Annotated in this window: 11 protein-coding genes; all 11 read left to right on the plus strand. The window is 53.1% G+C overall.

The features are described 5' to 3' along the window. Positions 1-54 precede the first annotated feature (54 nt). Positions 55-180 (plus strand): hypothetical protein, encoded by a 126-nt coding sequence (locus H6F80_RS30185; RefSeq protein WP_277879004.1) that lies wholly within the window; start codon positions 55-57, stop codon positions 178-180. A 257-nt stretch (positions 181-437) separates the two neighbouring features. Beyond that, complete coding sequence (locus tag H6F80_RS01300) at positions 438-2,192, plus strand: porin (protein WP_190789814.1); 1,755 nt, start codon at positions 438-440, stop codon at positions 2,190-2,192. Then, positions 2,189-4,531, plus strand: coding sequence for a tetratricopeptide repeat protein (locus H6F80_RS01305; RefSeq protein ID WP_190789815.1), 2,343 nt, complete (start codon positions 2,189-2,191; stop codon positions 4,529-4,531). Before H6F80_RS01300 ends, H6F80_RS01305 begins: the two co-directional genes overlap by 4 nt. A 115-nt stretch (positions 4,532-4,646) precedes the next feature. Then, positions 4,647-7,085, plus strand: coding sequence for a cellulose biosynthesis cyclic di-GMP-binding regulatory protein BcsB (locus tag H6F80_RS01310; protein WP_190789816.1), 2,439 nt, complete (start codon positions 4,647-4,649; stop codon positions 7,083-7,085). Positions 7,086-7,088: 3 nt separating this feature from the next. Next, complete coding sequence (gene bcsA, locus H6F80_RS01315) at positions 7,089-9,746, plus strand: UDP-forming cellulose synthase catalytic subunit (RefSeq protein ID WP_242067103.1); 2,658 nt, start codon at positions 7,089-7,091, stop codon at positions 9,744-9,746. Between the two features lie 860 nt (positions 9,747-10,606). After that, the gene (locus tag H6F80_RS01320) at positions 10,607-11,773 is read left to right on the plus strand and encodes a response regulator (RefSeq protein ID WP_190789817.1); all 1,167 of its coding nucleotides are present in this window, start codon (positions 10,607-10,609) and stop codon (positions 11,771-11,773) included. 40 nt (positions 11,774-11,813) lie between these two features. Next, the gene (locus H6F80_RS01325) at positions 11,814-12,191 is read left to right on the plus strand and encodes a response regulator transcription factor (protein WP_190789818.1); all 378 of its coding nucleotides are present in this window, start codon (positions 11,814-11,816) and stop codon (positions 12,189-12,191) included. Positions 12,192-12,447: 256 nt separating this feature from the next. Further along, positions 12,448-12,957, plus strand: coding sequence for a chemotaxis protein CheW (locus H6F80_RS01330; RefSeq protein ID WP_190789819.1), 510 nt, complete (start codon positions 12,448-12,450; stop codon positions 12,955-12,957). A gap of 340 nt (positions 12,958-13,297) precedes the next feature. Further along, positions 13,298-16,807 carry a methyl-accepting chemotaxis protein gene (locus H6F80_RS01335; RefSeq protein WP_190789820.1) on the plus strand — a complete coding sequence of 1,170 codons (3,510 nt, stop codon included), beginning with the start codon at positions 13,298-13,300 and terminating at the stop codon, positions 16,805-16,807. A gap of 191 nt (positions 16,808-16,998) precedes the next feature. After that, the gene (locus tag H6F80_RS29355) at positions 16,999-20,280 is read left to right on the plus strand and encodes a hybrid sensor histidine kinase/response regulator (RefSeq protein WP_190789821.1); all 3,282 of its coding nucleotides are present in this window, start codon (positions 16,999-17,001) and stop codon (positions 20,278-20,280) included. 49 nt (positions 20,281-20,329) lie between these two features. Next, positions 20,330-20,769 (plus strand): chemotaxis protein CheW (locus H6F80_RS01345; protein ID WP_190789822.1); only part of this gene is annotated, 440 nt, incomplete at its 3' end.

Here is a 20,769-nt window from a genome sequence, read left to right on the forward strand (position 1 = left end):
GGGTGTAATTATCGCCCAATTCCTCTCTAGAACTGTGTCCTCAGTATTTTTCCCATGCTGGTTCACGGATTGAATCCTTTGCTGATTTATCCGGTTGACCCGATCGGGAGGAAGTGGTGGCATCTCCCCGGCAGACTGTTTCATATCGGCTGTACTGCGGCTAAAGCATCTATCTACTGAGATTTGCAGTACAGACTTCTCGATCGCCATTTCTGCTGAACTTCAAGCTTCGGATCTCTTTGATCGCGTGTTCCTAATTCGATCGTCTCATCTTAAATGATGGTTTTAAGTGATGGTTGATATCGCTGACTGAGCATCGGGTGTGCATCAGCGCAGCGTGAACTGGCTATCGCACTCTAGCTCCAGGAATAAGGGTCGTTTGCCCTTTTGCTCCTTCATCCTGGGCTGAATTTGCCATGAACGTTTTGTTGAAAATCATGACTTTATCTTCTGATTCCAATCCAACTCACTTCTTAAAAGCGAGGGTTGATGGTTCCCGTCAGGCTGCACATCAAGTCATTCCATTGGCAGGTGGCTGGCATCCAGTGTTTTGGACAGGCATCACTGCCCTGAGTACTCTGGCTCTGCTCGGACTAGAGGCCGTAGTCTCCCAGACTGCGAATGCCCAAGCTGTGAATGCCCAGAATGCAAATGCCCAGAATGCAAATGCCCAGATTATTAATGCTCAGAATGCTTGGAATGTTCAGAACGCGAATGCTCAAACTGCGATCGTCCAATTAAATCTTCCGGCTGCGAATGCTCAACCTGTGAATAATGCCAATGATCAGTTGAGTGAAATTGCAGAAGTGACTGAATCAGACGCTTTAGAATTATTGAACGAAGCTGTAAATCAGTCCATAAATCATAGTAATGATGCTGGAGAGTATTCTGCGATCGATCCGTTAGGAATATACCTTGATGCTAATTTGGTTAGTTATGAAGAAAAAGGTAATGAATTTGGCAATGAAGCGATCGATGAATTCGAAGAATTAAGTTTGAATCGATCGGAGCCAGATCAATCCGATTCAGATCTATCTAGGTTGAACGAAGAGAGAATTACGGCAGAGACAGAAACCGCGAATCAACCGGATACGATCTCGATCGCTCAAGCTAATATCGCTCAATCTAATACGGAAGCTCAGTACAGCGACCCAAACCTTTCCCCTGCGGATGGCGAGTCAATTGCTCAGGGCGGCAGTGCTTTGTTAGGCGCGCCGTTTGTTCAGCTTCAGGGAGCGATCGTGGTTCAGGGCGATGAATTCTCGGCACGGGCAAGAACCACGGCAAGCTATGCTATTACGCCTAATCTGCTGGTAGGGGGAACGGTGGATCTGGTGACGGGGGACACTTTTACCGATTCGCCAGAATCCGGGCTGAATTTGAATGAACTGTATGTTGCGGTGTCGCCCAGCGAAATCCCGACGCTGCGGTTTGCGGTTGGCTTGCTCGATTACACTTCCTATTTCGATCGCAACAGCTTTGCGAAAGATGGCGTCACGCAGTTTTTTAATCCGATTTTTCAAACGAATCCCGCTCTGGCAGCCGCAGGATTGTCGTCGCGTCCAGGGGTGTTGGTGAATTGGACTGTGACCGATCACTTGGAGCTTCGCGCTGCCGGATTTTCTTCGCGTCGCGATCTGGGAGATTTTGCGCTCGATGGCTTTGCAGCTGAGGCAGCGGTGCGGATTCAAAACTTGATTTTGCGCGGCACTTATTTAACGGCGGAAGATGCCGGAGACGATAGCGGCTTTCGCGAAATTTTTCAGTTCGATCGCGGCGACAATGACTTTGGATTGCGATCGGGCGATCGAGAGCAGGCATACGGCATCAACGCCGAGTATTTTGTGCCGTCGATTCGCTTAGGGCTATTTGCCCGATACGGCTGGTATGACAACCTCGATCTGGAGCGCGGCGGCGAAACCTACAGCTTTGGGTTTAATTTGCTTGATTTGTTTTTGCCAGACGATCGCCTCGGTCTGGCTTATGGACGTGATCTTTCCAACGAGGGACTGCGGAAACGGCGGAACGACGACCTGCCTGACGTGGTGGAGCTATTTTACGATGCGCGGCTACTGCCTTATTTACGTGCCGGATTTACTGCACAAGCCAGGAATAGTTTCTCAGAAACAATTCTGGGATTTCGGGTGCGGGCAGACTTCACGCTGAGCGATCTGGGGAGGGCTTTTCAATGAAGCGATCGGTGAAGCATCAATTCAGCAATAAATTCAGCAATATTCGTCTGATCTGGCTGCTGGGCATTCTGCCTGCTTTGATTTTCCCGTTCACCGTTACGCTGCCTGCTCTGGCACAATCGGCTGATCCGGTGACTCGTCAGGGCTATGTGCTGCTCGATCGCGGCTGGGTGAACGATGCTATTACCGCCTTTCGGCAGGCACTTCAGCGCAATCCTCGATCGCTGGAAGCTCGCTTGGGCTTAGCCATTGCCTACCAACGTGCCGGACAAGACAGCAACGCCTGGAACGCCTATCAGCAGGTGATTCAGCAAGACCCCAATAATGGGCAGGCACTAGCAGCGATCGGCTTGCTGGGGAGCTATCGTTCAGAGTGGAACCAGGCTGGCATTAATGCCCTGACGACGCTGCTCAACCTGAATCCAAACGATCGTTCCCGCCGGGCGCAACGTGCCTTGCTGTATGGCTATCAGGGACAGTTTGAAGCGGCGATCGGCGACTATGAAATTTTGCTGGCAGAATCCGTGCAGCCGGAAACCGTTTTGCAAGCAGCGCAAATTTATACCTACAGCGGCAATTACACCACCGGGCGCAGCTTGTTCGATCGCTATCTGGCAAGTGGGGCAACCGTTCCAAATCAAGCGATCGCTGCCTACGCCCAAACGCTTCAGGCAACCGGAGAAGTGCCTCAGGCGCTCCAAGTTCTTGAAGCTCGGCTCAGGTCAATTCGATCACTGGATCAAGCGGCAATGGAAATGCGATCGGCTCTGGCAGTGTCTTATGCGATGAATCAGCAGATGGAGCAGGCATTTGGCGTACTGGAACCGCTGCGCGACCAAAAAGCTGCCCGATTACCCCTTGCCAGAGCTTTGAGTGCGATCGGACGAACGGTGGCAGATGCAGAACCCTACGAGGCAGCCGTTGCCCTGTATCGGCGGGCACTCAGCGAAACGACGAATCCTGCACCTGGACTGTTGCTGGAAGTCGCCGATGTGATGAGCGAGTCGCAGCTTGCCTTAGCGGAGGGAATCGCTCTGTACGATCGCCTGATTGCCCAGCAGCCCCAGCGAGTGAGCTTGCAGGTGAAGCGAGAAATTGCTGCCTATGATTTGCGCCAGATTTCGCGTACTCAGCTTGAACAAAAGCTGCAAACGATTCTCACAACGCTTCCCACTTCGACGGTCGAACGTCACGCCATTGCAATCGGGCTAAATCGACTCACTCCTCCCGCTCCGGTGCTGCTGCCCATTTATCAATCGCTGCGGGATGTGGCGGGGAACGTACCGTTTCTCTATTTCCGCTTGGCGCAGATTGCGCTAGAGCAAGGGAATTTCGACGGAACGCGATCGGCGGTGGCAGACTATCGGGCAACGCCAAAAGGCGAGGCAGATTTGGGTGTGGAACTGCTGCTGGCAGAACTGGAGCGACAGGAAGGCAACCTGGACGGCAGCGCGAACCGCTATGGCAAGCTGATTGCTACTACCGAAGCACAACCGCTCCAGCTCAAAATCTATGAAGATGCGATGCGTGGTTTAGCAGGGGTGCGGCTAATGCAGGGGCGATCGGAAGACGCGCTGAAAATTTACGATCAGCTCCTTGCCCGAAATCCCGATGACCTGACTAGCCAACTTGGACGCGCCAGCATTGCCTATTCGCTGAAGCAAATTTCCAAAGCCGATGCCGAAGCGGTTTTAAATCAATGGTCTGCCGCGCAATCGACCCAGGTTCCGCCAGAGCTATTCATGCTGGTGAGTACGCTGCCTGCAGAAGCCGATCGCGAACCGCTATACGACGAGCTGCTAACGATCGATCCGAATAATCAGGGCATTAATCGCCGCTGGGTACAGCTCTGGGCAAACCGGGATGCCGATCGCGCCACTGCCAGAGTCAATGAACTACTTGCCGCGAATCCCAACGATATTAACCTTTACTTTTTGCAGGGCGAACTGGCACAGCAGCTTGGCAACTTGAACCAGGCAGGACGGGCATACGAAACGATTGTGACCCAACAGCCTAACAACCCCGACGCGCTGCTGGCTCTGGGGGGTGTGCGGTTTGAACAGCGACAGCTTGGCGAAGCCCAAACTTTATTCGATCGCGTCCTTGCCCTCAGACCCAACGATCCAGAGGTTCGTCGCCTACTGGCGGAATTGAGTTTGGCGCAAGATCGGCCCGTTTCTGCCCTGAATCAGCTTCGCGAAATGAATCAGTCCGATGAAGCAACCGATTCACCGATCGAGGATTATCCCCAACGGGGAAGTGCTTCGCAACGCCTGGATCAGCTTCAAGTTGATTTGCTGCGGCGACGCGGATTTCAGCCGAGCTGGGAGCGATATTAGCGGCTGATGCCCCTCTGATTTGGTTTTGCGTGTTTTGTGTGTTTCCTATGTGTTTCTTGTGTTTTCTGTGCGTGTTTCTTGTCCGTCTTTCCTTTACTGATTTCCTTCTCCCATCATGAGAGATTTCCGTCACCGTCTACCCCACCAGGGAAACTGCATCGAGTCTTGTGCATCCTCTGCATCTTCGGCTCATCATCGATCGCATTCATTCATCCATCTTCCAAAACATTTCCTGAAGCGTTTCTGGCGACGATCGCTCCTTTATGTCGGTCTGTTTAGCTGTAGTTTGACGCTGAGTGTTCTCAGTTTGACTGCGACGGCAACCGAAACAAAATCCCCTGCACCGTCTGGCAACGCGCCTGCTAGCCAACCTGTAAAATCTTCCGCCTTTGCGCTGCCCAAGAATGCTCCTGATCCGATCGTCGCCCCTGCGGATTTGAGCGAATACGTGCTGGAGTTTAGCCGGAGTCCGATCGTGGGCAATCGGCTGCGGTTAGAAAGCATTTACAGCGAGGCAAGGCTGCGTTTTACCCGTCCGCGTGATTGGGAAACGAAAAGCGTGAAGCTGCAATTGCGCTATCGTCATTCGCCCGCCCTGTATGCGACGCGATCGAATCTCACGGTATTGGTCAACGGAACCAGTGTGGGCAGTGTGCCGCTGAATCAGCCGGAAAACAAGATTACCACCAGTCTGTTTAACGTGCCCGTGAGCCTGCTGCAAGACTATAACGAGGTGACGATCGCTGCGCTGCAAAACAATTCGCCCACCTGTACCCAAGACCCCTACGATCCGTCACTGTGGACAGAAATTTTGCCCGACTCCAAGCTGGTCTTTGCCGTCGATCCGCAGTCGGTTCCGCTCAATTTCAGCCGTTATCCCTATCCGTTCCTGGATGTTCTGAGTCTGGATGCGCCGCAAATTGCCTTTTTGTTGCCCAGAACGATCGACGAAAGCTGGCTCACTCCCACGGCTCGGCTTCAGACCGCGATCGGACAATATGCCCGTTATCGAGAAGTAGATAGCCGCACGATCGAGGCGATCGATCAGATTAAGAAAAACGAGCGGCTGATCGTGATTGGCACACCGGAAAGCCAGCCTGCGATCGCCGATCTGGATTTGCCGCTGGCGATTCAGCAAAATCAGCTTCGGGATGCTCAGGGCAAGGTGCTGCCGCCGGATGTGGGGGTGCTGATGCTGACGACCACCGATAGTGATCGCGTGCCCGTGCTGGTGGCAACTGGAAACGGTGATGTGGGTGTAGCGAAGGCTGTGCAGGCATTGGTGCAGCGTCCCGATCGCGCCATTGCGACAGGCAGCGTCATGCTGATTGAGGAAACTCAGTCGATCACGGCTCCACCGTTGCGGGAATGGCAGGGCTATTTGCCGACTCAAGAGCAGTTCAAGCTGAGCGATCTTCGCACCTATAACGATCAGCCCTATGGTGATGTGACGGTGCGCGGCTCCCATGCCCCGGCGTTAGAGTTTGACTTCCGCGCCCTGCCGGACGAGCAGATTCTCACAGGCAGCAGCATGACGCTGGTGTATAGCTATGGTCCGCAGGTGAATCCGCTGACGTCACAGGTGGAAGTTCAGCTCGACGGAGTGCCCTTGGGCGGCGATCGACTCACTTCGGTAGACGGGGCAAATCGCCAAATCCTGAAAATTGATCTGCCCGAAGGCTCGGTGAAACCCACCTCGAAAATGCAGGTCAACTTCCGGCTCGATCCGCGTGAGCGGCGATCGTGCAGTCGGGTAACGGATCAGCAGCTCTGGGGCACAATTCACAGCGATACGTCGTTTGATTTGCGGCGGGAAAATGTGACGCGCCTGCCTGATCTGAAGCTAATGCAATCAGGATATCCGTTTGCGGCTCCGCAGGATATGTCAAAGCTCGCGATCGTCCTGCCCGAACAGCCGAACCAAAAAGATCTGGATCTGCTGCTGGAAACCAGCGAACGTCTGGGACGGCTCACCCGTGCCGATGCAATTCAGTTTCAGGTGTACCGTAAAACCCAGTTGCCCAAGGAGATCCAGCGCGATCGTCACTTGATTGGCATCGGAACCCAGGCACGGTTTCCCTTACCGGAGGTGTTCCAGTCTCAGGGCTTTGCGCTGCAAGGACAGTTGACGCGCCAGTGGGCAGGCAATCAAACGCAGACCGCCCCCGATGCCGAAGGATTGATTCGATCGATTTTGTCGCCCTGGAACTCAGAGCGCGTCGTGGTGGCTCTCACCGGACAAACAGACACTGGGCTTCAGCAGGTGCAGTCGGTGATGCAGCGCGATTTTCTGTTTAGCCAGATCGAAGGCGACACGGTGCTGATCAGGAGGAATACCGAGAACCCTTCACCCTTTGATCCGTCGGATTATCGACTGGAGTTCTTGCGGCAGTCTCCACAGCGCGAAATCATTACCGAGGGCGGCTGGCAGGAGTGGTTCAAGGTGTTTCAGAGCAACTGGTATGTGCTGGCTCCGGGGTTTGTAGCAGCTACGCTGATTCTGTATGCGGTGACGCAGGTTTATCTCAAGAAAGTAATCGGGCAGGAGCGTTAACGCATGATTCGCTGGATGAAACCCAAACATAAGTTCAGGAATGCGGAGGCTTCTCGTCGCGCTGATCGGCAACTGGAGCAAGTCAATGATCGGTTTACGACGCTGCTGGTCGATCGGCTGCCGGATTCGGTAAACAGCGTGTTGAAATGGCTCGGTCGATCGCAGTTGGTGCTGCTGCTGATTTGTCTGATTCTGTTTTTCATGCCGTTTATTACCATTCGCCCTAATTTCTGGCAGCAGGCTTTGTTAGGAGCTTGTGTGGTCACGGTGGGACGCTGGTTTCTTTATCTGGCAGAACGTCCGCAAAACAAATCAGACGACGCGCTGCACCTGCTGCTGATGCTGCTGAGCATTCTGACCACGCTGCGGTATTTTTATTACCGAGTCAGCTATACGCTCAACTTCGACTCCTGGGTCGATACGGTATTCTCGCTGCTGCTGTTTGCCGCCGAGCTATACGGCATTCTGACGCTGTTTCTTGCCTATTTCCAAACGCTGAAAATTCGCGATCGTAAACCGATCGATCTCTCCCTCTTTCCGCAAGAAGAATGGTTTACCGTTGATATCTACATTCCCACTTACAACGAAGATGTGGAAATCGTGCGGAAAACGGCTTTAGCGGCATTAGGGGTCGATTACCCCGCAGATAAAAAGCGAGTGTACGTTTTGGATGACGGACGGGCAGAAAAGTTTCGGCAGCGACGGGCAGAACTGCAACAAATGTGCGAGGAACTGGGCTGCACAATGCTCACCCGCGACAACAACGATCACGCCAAAGCCGGAAACATCAACACGGCACTGCATAAAACAAAAGGCGATCTGGTCATGATTCTCGACTGCGATCACATCCCGATTCGCGGTTTTTTACAGAAAACAGTCGGCTTCTTTTTTGATCCGCAGGTTGCCCTGGTGCAAACGCCGCACTGGTTTTATAACCCCGATCCGTTTGAGCGCAATCTGTACACGAACGGTCAGGTTCCCGTGGGCAACGAGCTGTTTTATAAAGTGCTGCAAAAAGGTAACGATTTCTGGAATGCAGCTTTCTTTTGTGGCTCGGCAGCCGTGATTCGGCGGGAAGCGATTTTGGAAGTGGGCGGCATTGCCACCGAGACTGTTACTGAAGACTGCCACACTTCACTGCGGCTGCATTCGATCGGCTATAAGAGCGTTTACTACGACAAGATTATGGTCGCAGGGCTGGCTCCTGAAACCTTTTCCTCGTTTGTGGGACAGCAGGTGCGCTGGGCGCGGGGCATGGCGCAAATTTTGCGGCTCGAAAATCCTTTGTTCAACCGCAAGCTCAAACTCAGAATGTCGCAGCGACTCTGCTATTTCAGTGCGACAATGCACTTCTTTTTTGGCTTTCCCAGGGTGATGTATGCGATCGCTCCCACGTTCTTTTTGCTGTTTGGCATCAACTCGGTAAAAGGACTGGGGCTAGAAACGCTGGCGTACGCGCTGCCGCATATTATTTTGTCAATGCAAACGAATCACATTCCCTATAAGCACGTTCGCTTTTCCTTCTGGAATGAGATCTACGAGTTTGCCATGTCGTTTCAGGCAGGTATTGTGACGCTGCTGGCATTAATCAATCCCAAGCTGGGCAGCTTTAACGTTACTAGCAAAGGATTAACCGTCAACGAGCGGAGCTTTGATCTCGATTCGATCCGCTATCTGGTAATGCTGGGCGGAATTACCGGAGCTTCGCTGCTGGCAATCCCCTTCTGGCTGATCCTCAGTCCGCAGGAAACCCAGGCAGTGCTGATCAACTCGCTCTGGTGTCTGTTTAACCTGCTGCTGGTGATGGCTGCCTGCATTGCCGCCTTTGAGCAACCCCAGCTTCGCCGCTCCCACCGGATGCCCCGCCGCCTGATCGCGATTATTCACAGCGACGGACAGCGATGGATTGGCAGAACCACCAACGTCAGCGAAACGGGCGCACAAATCCTGCTTGATGAGTGGCCCAACGTCTCGGACGAGGTGCGCGTCGAACTGATCGGCGACTACGGCGCAAGGGCACTGCTCGATGCCAGAATTGTGCGCGGTATTGCGACCGATGTTCTGCAAACTCTGCTGTCCGTTGATTTTGTCAGCCCCACCCGCGAGCAGCAAGATGATCTCACGATCGTCCTATATGCTGATGTGCGTGAATGGTATTCGCAGCAGCGATCGCAAATTGATAAACCGATTCAATCGCTCAAGTTCATTGCCACCAGTCTTATCCGTGCCTTTCGCGATCTGAAGCCCGAAGTGGGCATGAAAGTGCGAAAACAGGTGCGCGGCTGGGCGCAAATTTTCTGGGAAGGCTGGGAAGATGAAATTTATACGGCAAAAGTGACCGAAATCGGCACACGCGATCTGCGGCTTGAGTTTGTCGATCGCACCCTGCCCAAACTGGAAACCCTTGGCACTGAGCAGCCAATTCTCTCGCTTATGATCAGCCGCGAAGGATACGACCCGCTGCCGCAAACCGTGCTGGCACAGGTGCAAAGTATCGAAGTGCTGCCCAGCCTGCTCCCTGACCCCGAAACAATTCATTCCGAAGGACAGCAAGCCGTCGCTGTTGCCTCGCAGCACATTATTATGGAGCTTTCCTTCCCAGAGTCGCTCGATCGCCAGCAACGGGAGAAGATTCGGCGGATTTTGAGGTTGTTGAGTTAGTGGGATAGGTAAGTGGCAGAACCGAGCTAGCTTTGCTCACGTTCAAAGTTTCCCTTTGCTTTTTTAGAGCGACAAGTCAAAAGTTGGGAGATTCAGGGGGGCAATGGAATACTCCTGCGACCCCTCAACCATCCCTAACCCCCGATCAAATCCAATTGCATTCTGCTGTGAATTTATTTTTGTATCATCGATAACCTCGATCGCGTGTATTGATTCGATCGAGGTCATTGCCTTGCGGATATCTTACAAATGTCTTGCTGAGTTCATTTTTGATTGGTTAGGAGTTCATAAAATGGAGTAAAAACAGGAAACTTTTATCCTGATCAAATGGATTCTAGTTGGATTGTCGAAGTTAATGCGGATCGTTCAAGTGCTTGTATTCAGGCAGATTCTCCCTTGCAATCTTATATCTTCTTTATCTTTTTTCTGGCTATCTTTATCAAGCGTCAATAACTCTTACATCGAAAGCTGATACGCTTAATGGGTATGAAAGAGATTTGCACATCAGGTTCGGCTCTTGCCTCCTAATCAGTTACTGGAGTGCAGGAAACAGGGGAAACACTACCGCCAATTCAGCGCTGCCGAAACCACTGCATCTTACCAAGCTTTATTCAAGTGTCATTTTTAGATCTGGTTTCGCAGATCTTGTTCTATAGATCTGGTTTCGCAGATCTGTATTTGCAATCAGGCATCTGCTAGTCACTCACAGATTACGCAGTTCCTCACCCTCATTTCTCTTAAGCGGTGTGCATTCTCGTCACCCTAGCTGTTTGAAATTGCCTTCCATTCGGTTTGTCTCCAATGTTTGGTTCTTTTCAACAGTTTGTGATTTCTGCCCCCTTTGACGAACGGAGTATTCAATGCAGACCATCCGTATGGGAACCTATCGATCGCCCCAAACGCTCCATCCACTCAGTCTCCTGGCTCAAATGATTAGCCGTCAGGCAAGCGGCTGTTTGCAAGTTGTGAGCAATTCCACCATCTGGTCACTCTACTTAGAGCAGGGCAAACTGGTTTACGCATCCAGCTCTGCCGAACCGTTTATCCGTCTCGATCGCCATTTGCGTCGTCTCAGTCTCAAGGTTCCCAGTTTGGTCAGTGCTATTCGCGTCCAAGTGCGGCTACTGTTTGAGTCTGTGCGCGATCGAGACGAGAAAGTCCTCCCTGACTATCAGGCAATTACCTGGCTGATCGAACAGCAGTTTCTCCTGCCGGAACAAGCCGCAGAGCTGATCGAGGGACTGGCACGAGAAGTGCTTGATTCTTTGCTGGCAGTGCAGACTGGAAGCTATGAACTCATCGAAGCCGATCAATTGCCTGCCCAACTGCCGCAGTTTTGCCAGCTCGATCTGAAAGCGATCGTGGAATCGGTGCAGCAGCAAAAGCCGCGATCGGTTCCTGCTGAAAATCGGTTTAGCGAACCGTCTCGATCGCCTGAGGCAAGACCGTCTGAGGCAAGACAATCTGAGGCAAGACAATCTGAGGCAAGACAATCTGAGGCAAGACCGCTTGAATCCAGGCAGCCCGAACCGCGATCGGAGGCGCTCACCGCTGCACCGCTGGATCGCAACGGGTCATCGCCCTTTGCCCAAAAGATTGCGCCAAACGGATTACCCGCTCCAAACTACGGGGCAGCACAGCCTCGCCCAAACTCTGCCAAAACGACTTATACGATTGCCTGCATTGACGATAGCCCCACGGTGCTTCAGGCAATTAATGCGTTTCTGGACGACAAGATGTTCTCTGTTGTGTTGATTAGTGATCCGGTGCGGGCACTGATGCAGATCATCCGCAGTAAACCGGATTTGATTTTGCTAGACGTAACCATGCCTAGCTTAGACGGCTATGAGTTATGTTCTCTGTTGCGAAAGCATCCGACCTTTCGAGCCACGCCCATCATTATGGTCACGGGTAATACCGGATTTATCGATCGCGCCAAAGCTCGTCTAGTTGGTGCTTCAGGCTATCTCACGAAACCCTTTACTCAGTCTGACCTGATGAAGATGGTGTTTAAGCATCTGACCTGAAGCCAGAACTGCCATCCAACAAATTCATATCTGAGAACGCATGAATAACACGATCATGGGAACGATTCTAATCGTTGAAGATACTCATTCAGAAATGGAGTTAATGAGCCATTACCTGCGAGAAGGCGGCTATTCCGTCATTGGTGCAGGAACCGCAAAAGAAGCTCTGGATAAAGCGATCGAACAAAAGCCCGATGTCATTGTCACCGATGTGGTGATGCCGGGAATGAGCGGCTTTGAACTCTGCCGGACCTTGCGAAAGCATCCTGTCACCGAACGAGTTCCGATCGTGATTTGCAGCTCAAAAGACCAGGAAATCGATCGGCTATGGGGCATGAAACAAGGCGCAGATGCCTACATCACCAAACCCTTTACCCGTGAACAGTTCATTCGTGCAATTAAATCGGTTTCTGGCTAAGCGGCTATTTGAGTAATCTTCCGAACCGCCTCCCTAACGAGTCAATTCTGGATGAACCAAGCCTTGCAAGCTTTCATTTGTCACCAGGCATTTGTCACCTGCCACCAGAACGTTTAGCGGCTCAAGGTTCCCCCTCGCTCTTTTAGAGCGGCAAGTCAAAAGTTGGGGAATTTAGGGGGCGATGTAGTTCCTTTGAGACTTCTCAAACAATCTCTCCGCAGTTTCTCTTCTCCTTCCTTTTCAGCTCTTTTCACTCATGGAAATTGCAAAGCTTGCGCTGACCGAAAGTCGATCGCAAAAACAAACGGGCGATGCCTATCTCAAATTCTGGCTCACCCCGGAAATTCCAGCCGTCATTTCAATGCAGTCGATCCAGGAAGCTTTGGTGCTGCCTGCGCGTCGGCTTACTCCAATGCCTAATATGCACCCGGTAATGCTGGGCTTACTCAATCGACGCAGCCGAATTAGCTGGACGATCGATCTGGCGCAGCTTCTCGGCGTTTCCCTGCTGGATGTTTCGACTCAGCAATACACGATCGTCCTGTTGCAGGTCGGCAATATTCCCTTAGGTGTGGCAGTTCACCGGGTCGAAGGATCAGTTCGCCTGCAATCCGATCAAATTCAATCTCCCCTTGGGCAAATTGCCGCATCGCTTGTTCCCTACCTGCGCGGCTGTGCCCTTCAGCAGCTTTCAGATCGACAGGAAGTGCTGCTAGTGCTAGAGGCAGAGGCGATCGTGCAGGCGTCTGTGCTGCGGGTGGCGTAGAGGGATGAGTGGGTGAGGGGATGAGGAGATGGGGGAGATGGGGAGCTAGGGATGTGAAGGGGTGAAAGGCATTAGGAGCCATTTATAGGTGTTATTTTCTGTCAGTGTTGTTGCCTGTTTGTTAAAAGTCTGTTCACTGATTTATAAATTCGCTCCTGTTTCCTAATTTATTTCCCGTTTATTCTCCGTTTATTTCCCAATCTCCAAATCGATCGCGCCTAATTCACTGTTTTCCCCTTTACTGTCTCCCCTCGTCTGCCCATCCCCCGATCGCCCACCTCTTGATCTCCCCATTCTCTCTATTCTGTTCTCCCCATTCCATTCCTGAGGTATCGCGCTCATGACCATCCAGCCCCGTCCCCTTTCCAACGGACAGTTTCCGCCTGACAAAGATGATCTGGAACCGATCGGGTCAGAGCCATCGGAAATTGAGTCTGTTCCTGCTGTTTCTGCTGAAACCAACCGAAAACTACCATCGTTGAATTCGGGGCGATCGCAGGTCAGTCTTCCGCTTGAGATGAACCGGGTTCAGGCGGATCATTGGTTTCGCAATTTACCCGTGCGGCGCAAGCAGAGGTTTGCACTGCTGACATCCGAGCTAATTGCAGTGCTTGGGCTGGTGGGAGTGGGAGCGCTGCTGCTGATTGCAGGCGGACGAGCTCAGCTCGCAAACCAGGCAAAATCGGAGGCGACGGTCGAGCGGCTGTCCTACGAAGTCAAAACCAATCAAATGGGATTTGGGTTTCGGGGGCAGTCAGACAACCCGCTGATTATTAATGCAGCGAGGGACAGGGTAAACGGACGATCGCTCTCTGGGGAACAGGAAGAAGAACTCAAGCGCACTCTGAGCAATGAGATTGCAGCCCGCAACATTGAGTACGCGACGCTGGTTGGCATCGATGGACGGATCATTGCCAGCGCAAATGCCGATCGTCAGGGCGAAAAATTTGACCCGCAGGGATTGGTGAGTCAGGTTCTCGCTTCACCGCGTCAGGTCAGCGCAAATGCGTTGGTCAGTGCCGAAGAATTAAAGAAAGAGAATCCGCCGCTTCCGGCTGAGCTGAAAGAACAGGACAGGCTGATTCGCTATGTGGTGACGCCTGTGCGTGACCCGGAGCGAGACACGACTATTGGTGCACTGGTTGCCGGAGATGTGGTAAAACAGCCGATCGTCGAAGAGTCGATTGCTGCCTTTGAGAATGGCTATAGTGCCGTTTATGCGCGGCAGCCTAACGGAGAATTTAAGCTGGCAACCAGCCTTGATCTGGGCAATTCAACCGATCTCGAAGCAGCGCAGGCAAATGTTCCGCTTTCAGATCCCCAAATTTTGCAGCGAGCTGCAGATGCCCTGCAACCCAAACAGACTGTCGGTGAGGCGGTGACCGATCGCATCCGGGTCAACGGACAAACCTACACCGTTGCGGCAAAAGCGTTACCCAATCCTAAGGGTGAACCGATCGCGATTCTGGTGCGCGGCACGTCTGAGTCAGCGTTGAACCGATTGCTGTGGCAAATTCTGCTGCTTCAGCTTGGGGTGGCAGTCGTGGCAATTGCAGCAGATGTGGCACTGGGAACGCTGCTTGGACGCTCGATTGCTCGACCGATCGAGTCACTGCGAGAAGTCACCCGGCGATTTGCGGCAGGCGATCGATCGGCACGGGCCCGGGTGGAATCGAACGATGAAGTCGGTCAACTAATGCAGACGTTTAATACGCTGGCAGATAGCGTGACCGCATCAGAATCGCTGCTCAAACAGCAATACACCGATCAGCAAAACACGACCGAGCGAATCCAGTTGCTCAGCCGCATCACCACCCAGATTCGTCAGTCGCTTAATGTTGATTACATTTTGTCTGCGCCGCTCGACGCGATTCGAGAGCTGCTCAAAGCCGATCGGATTGTGATGTATCGGTTTAACGAAGACATGACCAGCGGCAAAATCGTCTCAGAATCCGTAGGCGATCGCTGGATCAAATCGCTGGGACAGGAAATCTATGACCCTCTAACCCCCGGAACGGTGCAGCGATACAAAACAGGCAAGATTTCGCAAATGGACAATGTCGACGAGACAAAGCTCTCGCGCTGCCACTGCGAAATTTTAGAGCGGTTGGAAGTCAAGGCAAATCTCGTTGCGCCCGTTCTGGCAGGGGAAACTCTGGTTGGCTTGCTGTGTGTGCATCAGTGTTCGGGTCCGCGTCTGTGGCAGCCAGGAGACATTGATCTGATGCAGCAAATCACGACGCAAATTGGCTATGCCCTGACTCAGGCAATGCTGCTGCGACAACAGGAAACAACGGCTCAGCAAGAGCAGCTTGTGAATACGATCGTTTCTCGAATGCGGCAGTTTATTCACCGTCAAGACATTTTCGATGTCGTCGTCCGGGAAATGCGGGAAGCCCTGGAAGCCGATCGCGTGGGCGTGTATTTGTTTGATGCAAACTGGGCAGGAACCTTTGTGGCAGAGTCCGTTGTGCGAGAATTTCCGCCTGCATTAGGGGCGCGGATTGCGGACCCCTGCTTTGCCGATCGCTACGTGGAAAAATATCGACTCGGTCGGGTTCAGGCAACCAATAATATCTATGAAGCTGGGCTTACCCCTTGCCATATCGGGCAGCTTGAGCAGTTTAAGGTCAAGGCAAATCTGGTCGCGCCCATTTTGATCAAAAACGAATTGATCGGATTGCTGATTGCCCATCATTGCAGCGAACCGCGCTGCTGGAAGGAAAGCGAAATCACGCTGATGAAGAAGAGCAGCAAAGAGCTGGGATTTGCGCTCGAGCAGGCAGACCTGTTCCAGCAAAAAGAAGAGGCCCGTCAGGCAGCCGAAGTGCTTTCCGAGGAGCAGCGGCGGCAGAAAGAAGCTCTGCAAATGCAGCTCATCGAACTGCTGAGCGAAGTCGAAGGAGCCGCCAGAGGCAATCTGACCGTGCGGGCAAACGTCACAGCGGGAGAAATTGGCACGGTTGCAGACTTCTTTAACTCGATCGTGGAAAACCTGCGGCAGATTGTCACTAAAGTCAAACAGTCCGTTGAGCAGGTTAACAGTTCGCTGGGTGAAAACGAAGGCGCGGTTCGCCGTCTGGCAGAAGAAGCCCTGAAGCAGGCAGACGAAACAACGCAAATCATCCAATCGGTTGAGCAAATGACCGTCTCGATTCGTCAGGTGGCAACCAGTGCCCGCCAAGCCGCCGAAGTTGCCCGCACCGCCTCCAGCACCGCAGAAACCAGCGGCAGCGCAATGGATCTGACTGTGCAAAACATTCTCAGCCTGCGGGAGACGATCGGCGAAACCGCTAAGAAAGTAAAGCGACTGGGCGAATCCTCTCAGCAAATCTCCAAAGTGGTGTCGCTGATTAACCAGATCGCACTGCAAACCAACCTGCTCGCCATCAACGCCGGAATCGAAGCAGCCCGCGCAGGCGAAGAAGGACAGGGCTTTGCCGTGGTTGCCGAAGAAGTCGGAGAACTGGCAGCCCGCTCTGCCAACGCCACCCAGGAGATTGAAAAAATCGTCGCGACCATTCAGCGCGAAACTAGCCAGGTGGTGGAAGCCATGGAGCAAAGCACCGCCCAGGTGGTCGAGGGAACCCATCTGGTCGAAAACGCCAAGCAGAGCCTCGGTCAAATTCTGGCAGTTTCCCGCGAAATCGACAATCTAGTGCAGTCGATCTCAGAAGCCACCGTTTCGCAGGTAGAAACCTCTTCTGCCGTGTCTCGCTTGATTGAACAGGTGGCACAAGTCTCCAAGCAGACCTCAAAATCCTCAATTCAAGTCTCCGACGCGATCCGCGAAACCGTGACGATCGCCCAGGAATTGCAGGCGTCTGTGGGTGCATTTGAAGTCGAGTAACCCTGTTGTTGGCGAATCTGTGGGGTAGGCACTGCTTACCCTACAACCCCCAAATTATTGACCAGAGGAGGTTTGAGAAACGATCGCCCCCAAAGTGCCCCCTAAAGTGTCCCTAAACCGTTCCCTAAATCGCCCCCTAGCCTCTCATTCCCACCCCATTCCCTCATCCCTCCACTCCCCACCCCTCCCCTATGTCACAGGATAAGGAACTCGCAATCCAACTTCAGTTTCTTGACGAAGCGCGAGAATATTTGAATACGCTGGATGAAGCCCTGCTCGGACTTGCCCATTACGGGGTTCATGTTGAAAAAGTCAATGCAGCCCTCCGATCGGCTCATTCGATCAAGGGGGGAGCGGGCATGATGGGCTTTACCGCCCTGAGTCAGCTCGCGCATCGGCTCGAAGACTCGCTCAAGGTGCTCAAAATTCAGCGGCAGACGATCGCCCTCGATGCAGAGCTAGAGGGACTGCTGTTGTCTGGGGTGGACTGTATGCGGCACGTCATTGACTGCGACAGACAGCAAATCGTGCTTGATCCCGCCTGGCTAGAGCGAGAGGCGATGCCCATTTTTGAGCAGCTTCACGATCGCTTGGGCGATCCAGAAGACGAAGATGCTCAGTCGATGCTGTCGCCAGAGGATGGGCATGACATTGTCCCGCTCTTGTTTGAAACCGAGGTAGAGGGCTGTTTGACCCGCCTCGAAGCCGTTTTGAGCGAAAACAATCCCTGTCTGCGTGAGGAGCTAGAAATTCTGGCGCAAGAACTGGGCGGACTGGGCGAAATGCTTCAGCTTGAAAACTTTACTCAGCTTTGTGGGTCGATTGCCGCTCACATTGCCGCCGCCCCCGATCGCATTGAGGACATCGCCCCGATCGCATTACAGGCTTGGCGACGATCGCAAGCTCTGGTCATGATCGGTCAAAGAGAAGCACTGCCAACGGCGATTGAAGTGCCCGATTTAACAGATTCGATGCCGGATTCAATCTGGAACCTGGATCAAGCGGCAGGTTTTGAGGTTTCAGTTCATCAATTTGAAGCTGAGCCTTTTGAAGCTGAACCCTTTGCAGCGGAAGCACATCATTGGGATAAATCAGATTTTGCAGTAACGGACGCTGCCGCAGTTGCTGAAGCTGATGCTGCACTGCTCGAGGGATTTGCGATCGATGATCCGATTTTCGACTCTGTGAAGGACTCTGTGCTGAACGAAGCGGCTTCAGACTCACGCCCTGCCACCGTCGAGGTTACGGCAACCCAGCCAGAGAACTCCGCGATCGTTTCCCCAATGATTCCTGAAGTTACAGCAAACGCACCAGCTTCGAGTAAAGCCGGAGTTCGATCGGAAGCACGATTTGCAGAAATTAGCGTAGATACGTCTTCTCCCACGGCTGCGAAAGATACCGGAGAGAACACGGTGAGAGTTCCGGTGAAGCAGCTCGACCAATTAAGCGATTTGTTTGGTGAGCTGACGATCGAACGAAACGGGCTTGATTTACACCTGAAGCGTTTACGCGGTTTGATTCAAATTTTGAACGAGCGTGTTCAAGTTTTAGAACAGTCAAATACACATTTAAGAGATGAATACGATCGCGTTGGGGTTCAAACCGAATCCAGCCTGCCGCCTGCCCTGCGATCGTCCGACTCAACCTTGAATCTAATTCCTTATCAAACTCCGCTCCTGCCCTCAGCAGACAGTGCACTGAATACAAGACTGAACGGTTTCGACAGTCTGGAAATGGATCGCTACAGCGATGTGCATTTGCTGTCGCAGGAAGTGATGGAAACGATCGTGCAAATTCAGGAAGTCGCCAGCGATATTGATCTCAGCCTGGAAGATACCGAGCAAACGGCGCGAGAACTCAATAAAACATCGCGTCAGCTCCGCACTCGCATGACCCAGGTGAGGATGCGTCCGCTGTCGGATATTACGAACCGTTTTCCGAAGGCACTGCGAGAGCTATCGCTGCAATACGGTAAGTCCGTTGAGCTGGTGCTGCATGGAGAAGGGACGCTGATCGAGCGCAATATTCTCGAAGCGTTGAGCGATCCGCTGATGCACCTGCTTCGCAATGCCTTTGATCACGGCATTGAAACGCCAGAAGCCCGACGGGCAAACGGTAAACCAGAGCAAGGCACGATCGAAATTACTGCGAGCCACCGCAATAGCCGCACGATTATCACGATTCACGACGACGGCGGCGGCATTCCGATCGAGAAAATCCGTGCAAAGGCGCAGCAAATGGGCTTGGATGAAACTCTGCTTGCAGCTGCCAGCGATGAAGAATTATTGTCCTTGATTTTTGAGCCAGGATTCAGCACGAGCGATCGGGTCACCGCCCTTTCCGGTCGCGGTGTAGGCATGGATGTCGTGCGTGATCGGCTGCGGCAGATTCAGGGCGAAATTAAGGTCAACACGCAGGCTGGCAGGGGCACAACGTTTATTCTGTCCGTTCCCTATACTCTGTCGGTGACGCGGGTTTTGATTGTGGAAAGCAACGGAATGCTGCTGGCGTTCCCCACCGACTCGATCCAGGAAATGATCTTGCTGCAACCCGAACAAATTATCAAGACAGCAGGCAGCGAAGCCTTCACCTGGGAAAACACGATGGTTCAATTGGTACGCCTCTCTCAGTGGCTTATGTTCAACCATCCTCGCTATCAGGACGACCTGGAAACCCCGCCTGCGATTACCGTCCCCACCGTCTTGCTTGTGAATCAGGGCAATCAGCCCGCTGGAATTCAGATCGATCGCTCTTGGGGAGAACAGGAAGTTGCCATTCGTCAGGTCGAAGGCGGTTTTCCAATGCCGCCCGGTATGAGCAACTGTACGATTCTGGGAGACGGACGGATTGTGCCTCTGGTGAACCTGCCCGAACTGCTGCACTGGATCGCAAGCTGCGAACGATCGGTCGTCGATGCTCAATCTGCCTATCCCGCCCTGTCCCCTGTGAATGGCATGAATGGCAGATTGCCCCTGGGAGGAACTGCCGAGCAATCAATCAATTTGTCGTCTGCGGGAATGCTCCCAGGAATGATTCCGGGAATGGTCGCGGGAATGTTGCCTGGAACCCCAGGGAGAATGCTGCCGAGAACTCAGCCAACCGTGCTGATCGTAGACGACTCAATCAACGTTCGCAAATACCTGGCACTCACCCTCGAAAAAGCCGGATATAGCGTCGCCCAAGCCAGAGACGGACAAGATGCCCTCGACCAACTTTCTTCTGGGCTGCACGTCGAAGCCGTCATCTGCGACATCGAAATGCCCCGTCTCGACGGCTACGGCTTCCTGGCACGCATTAAGTCAGACCCCCACCTCGAACAAATTCCGATCGCCATGCTCACCTCTCGCAGCGGAACCAAACACCGCCAACTTGCGATCAACCTCGGCGCATCCGCCTACTTCTCCAAACCCTACAACGAGCAAAGCCTCCTCCAAACTCTGGAACGTCTGCTTGAGCTTACTCCCGCTGGTTGATGGATCGATATCCCTCCGCTCCCTCATCTCCTCACCCCTCCACCCCCCAATGTCCTCCTTCCTCTCCCGCCGCGTTCTCCACCGTCGCTCAGATGCAATCCAGCCGCTGATCACCTTTCAACTTCAGCAATTGTGGTTTGCTCTGCCGATTCTGGTGGTGCAGCGCGTCATTCCGCTTCAGCAGGTGTATGGTCAGTCGGCGAATGGGAGCCTCAGCCTGACCCACTATCAGAATCAAGAGATTGTGGTGATGGACATTCGATCGCGGATTTTCACCGATCTTTCCCCCACTCTTCCACCCGCCGACTCAGAAGAAATGCCTGCCGCCCAGCCCCATCTGCTGATCCTTGACTACCGGGAAGGGGAACTCATGGGAATTCGGCTGGATGCGCTTCCGGTTTTGCGTCGCGTTCCCCGATCTGCCTTCGCCCCCGTGCCGCCCACCTATTTGCTCGAAAGCGGCATTCGCTGTGTCAGTGCCCTGGTCAC

Source organism: Leptolyngbya sp. FACHB-711 (assembly GCF_014695615.1).
Lineage (GTDB): Bacteria > Cyanobacteriota > Cyanobacteriia > Elainellales > Elainellaceae > Leptolyngbya_A.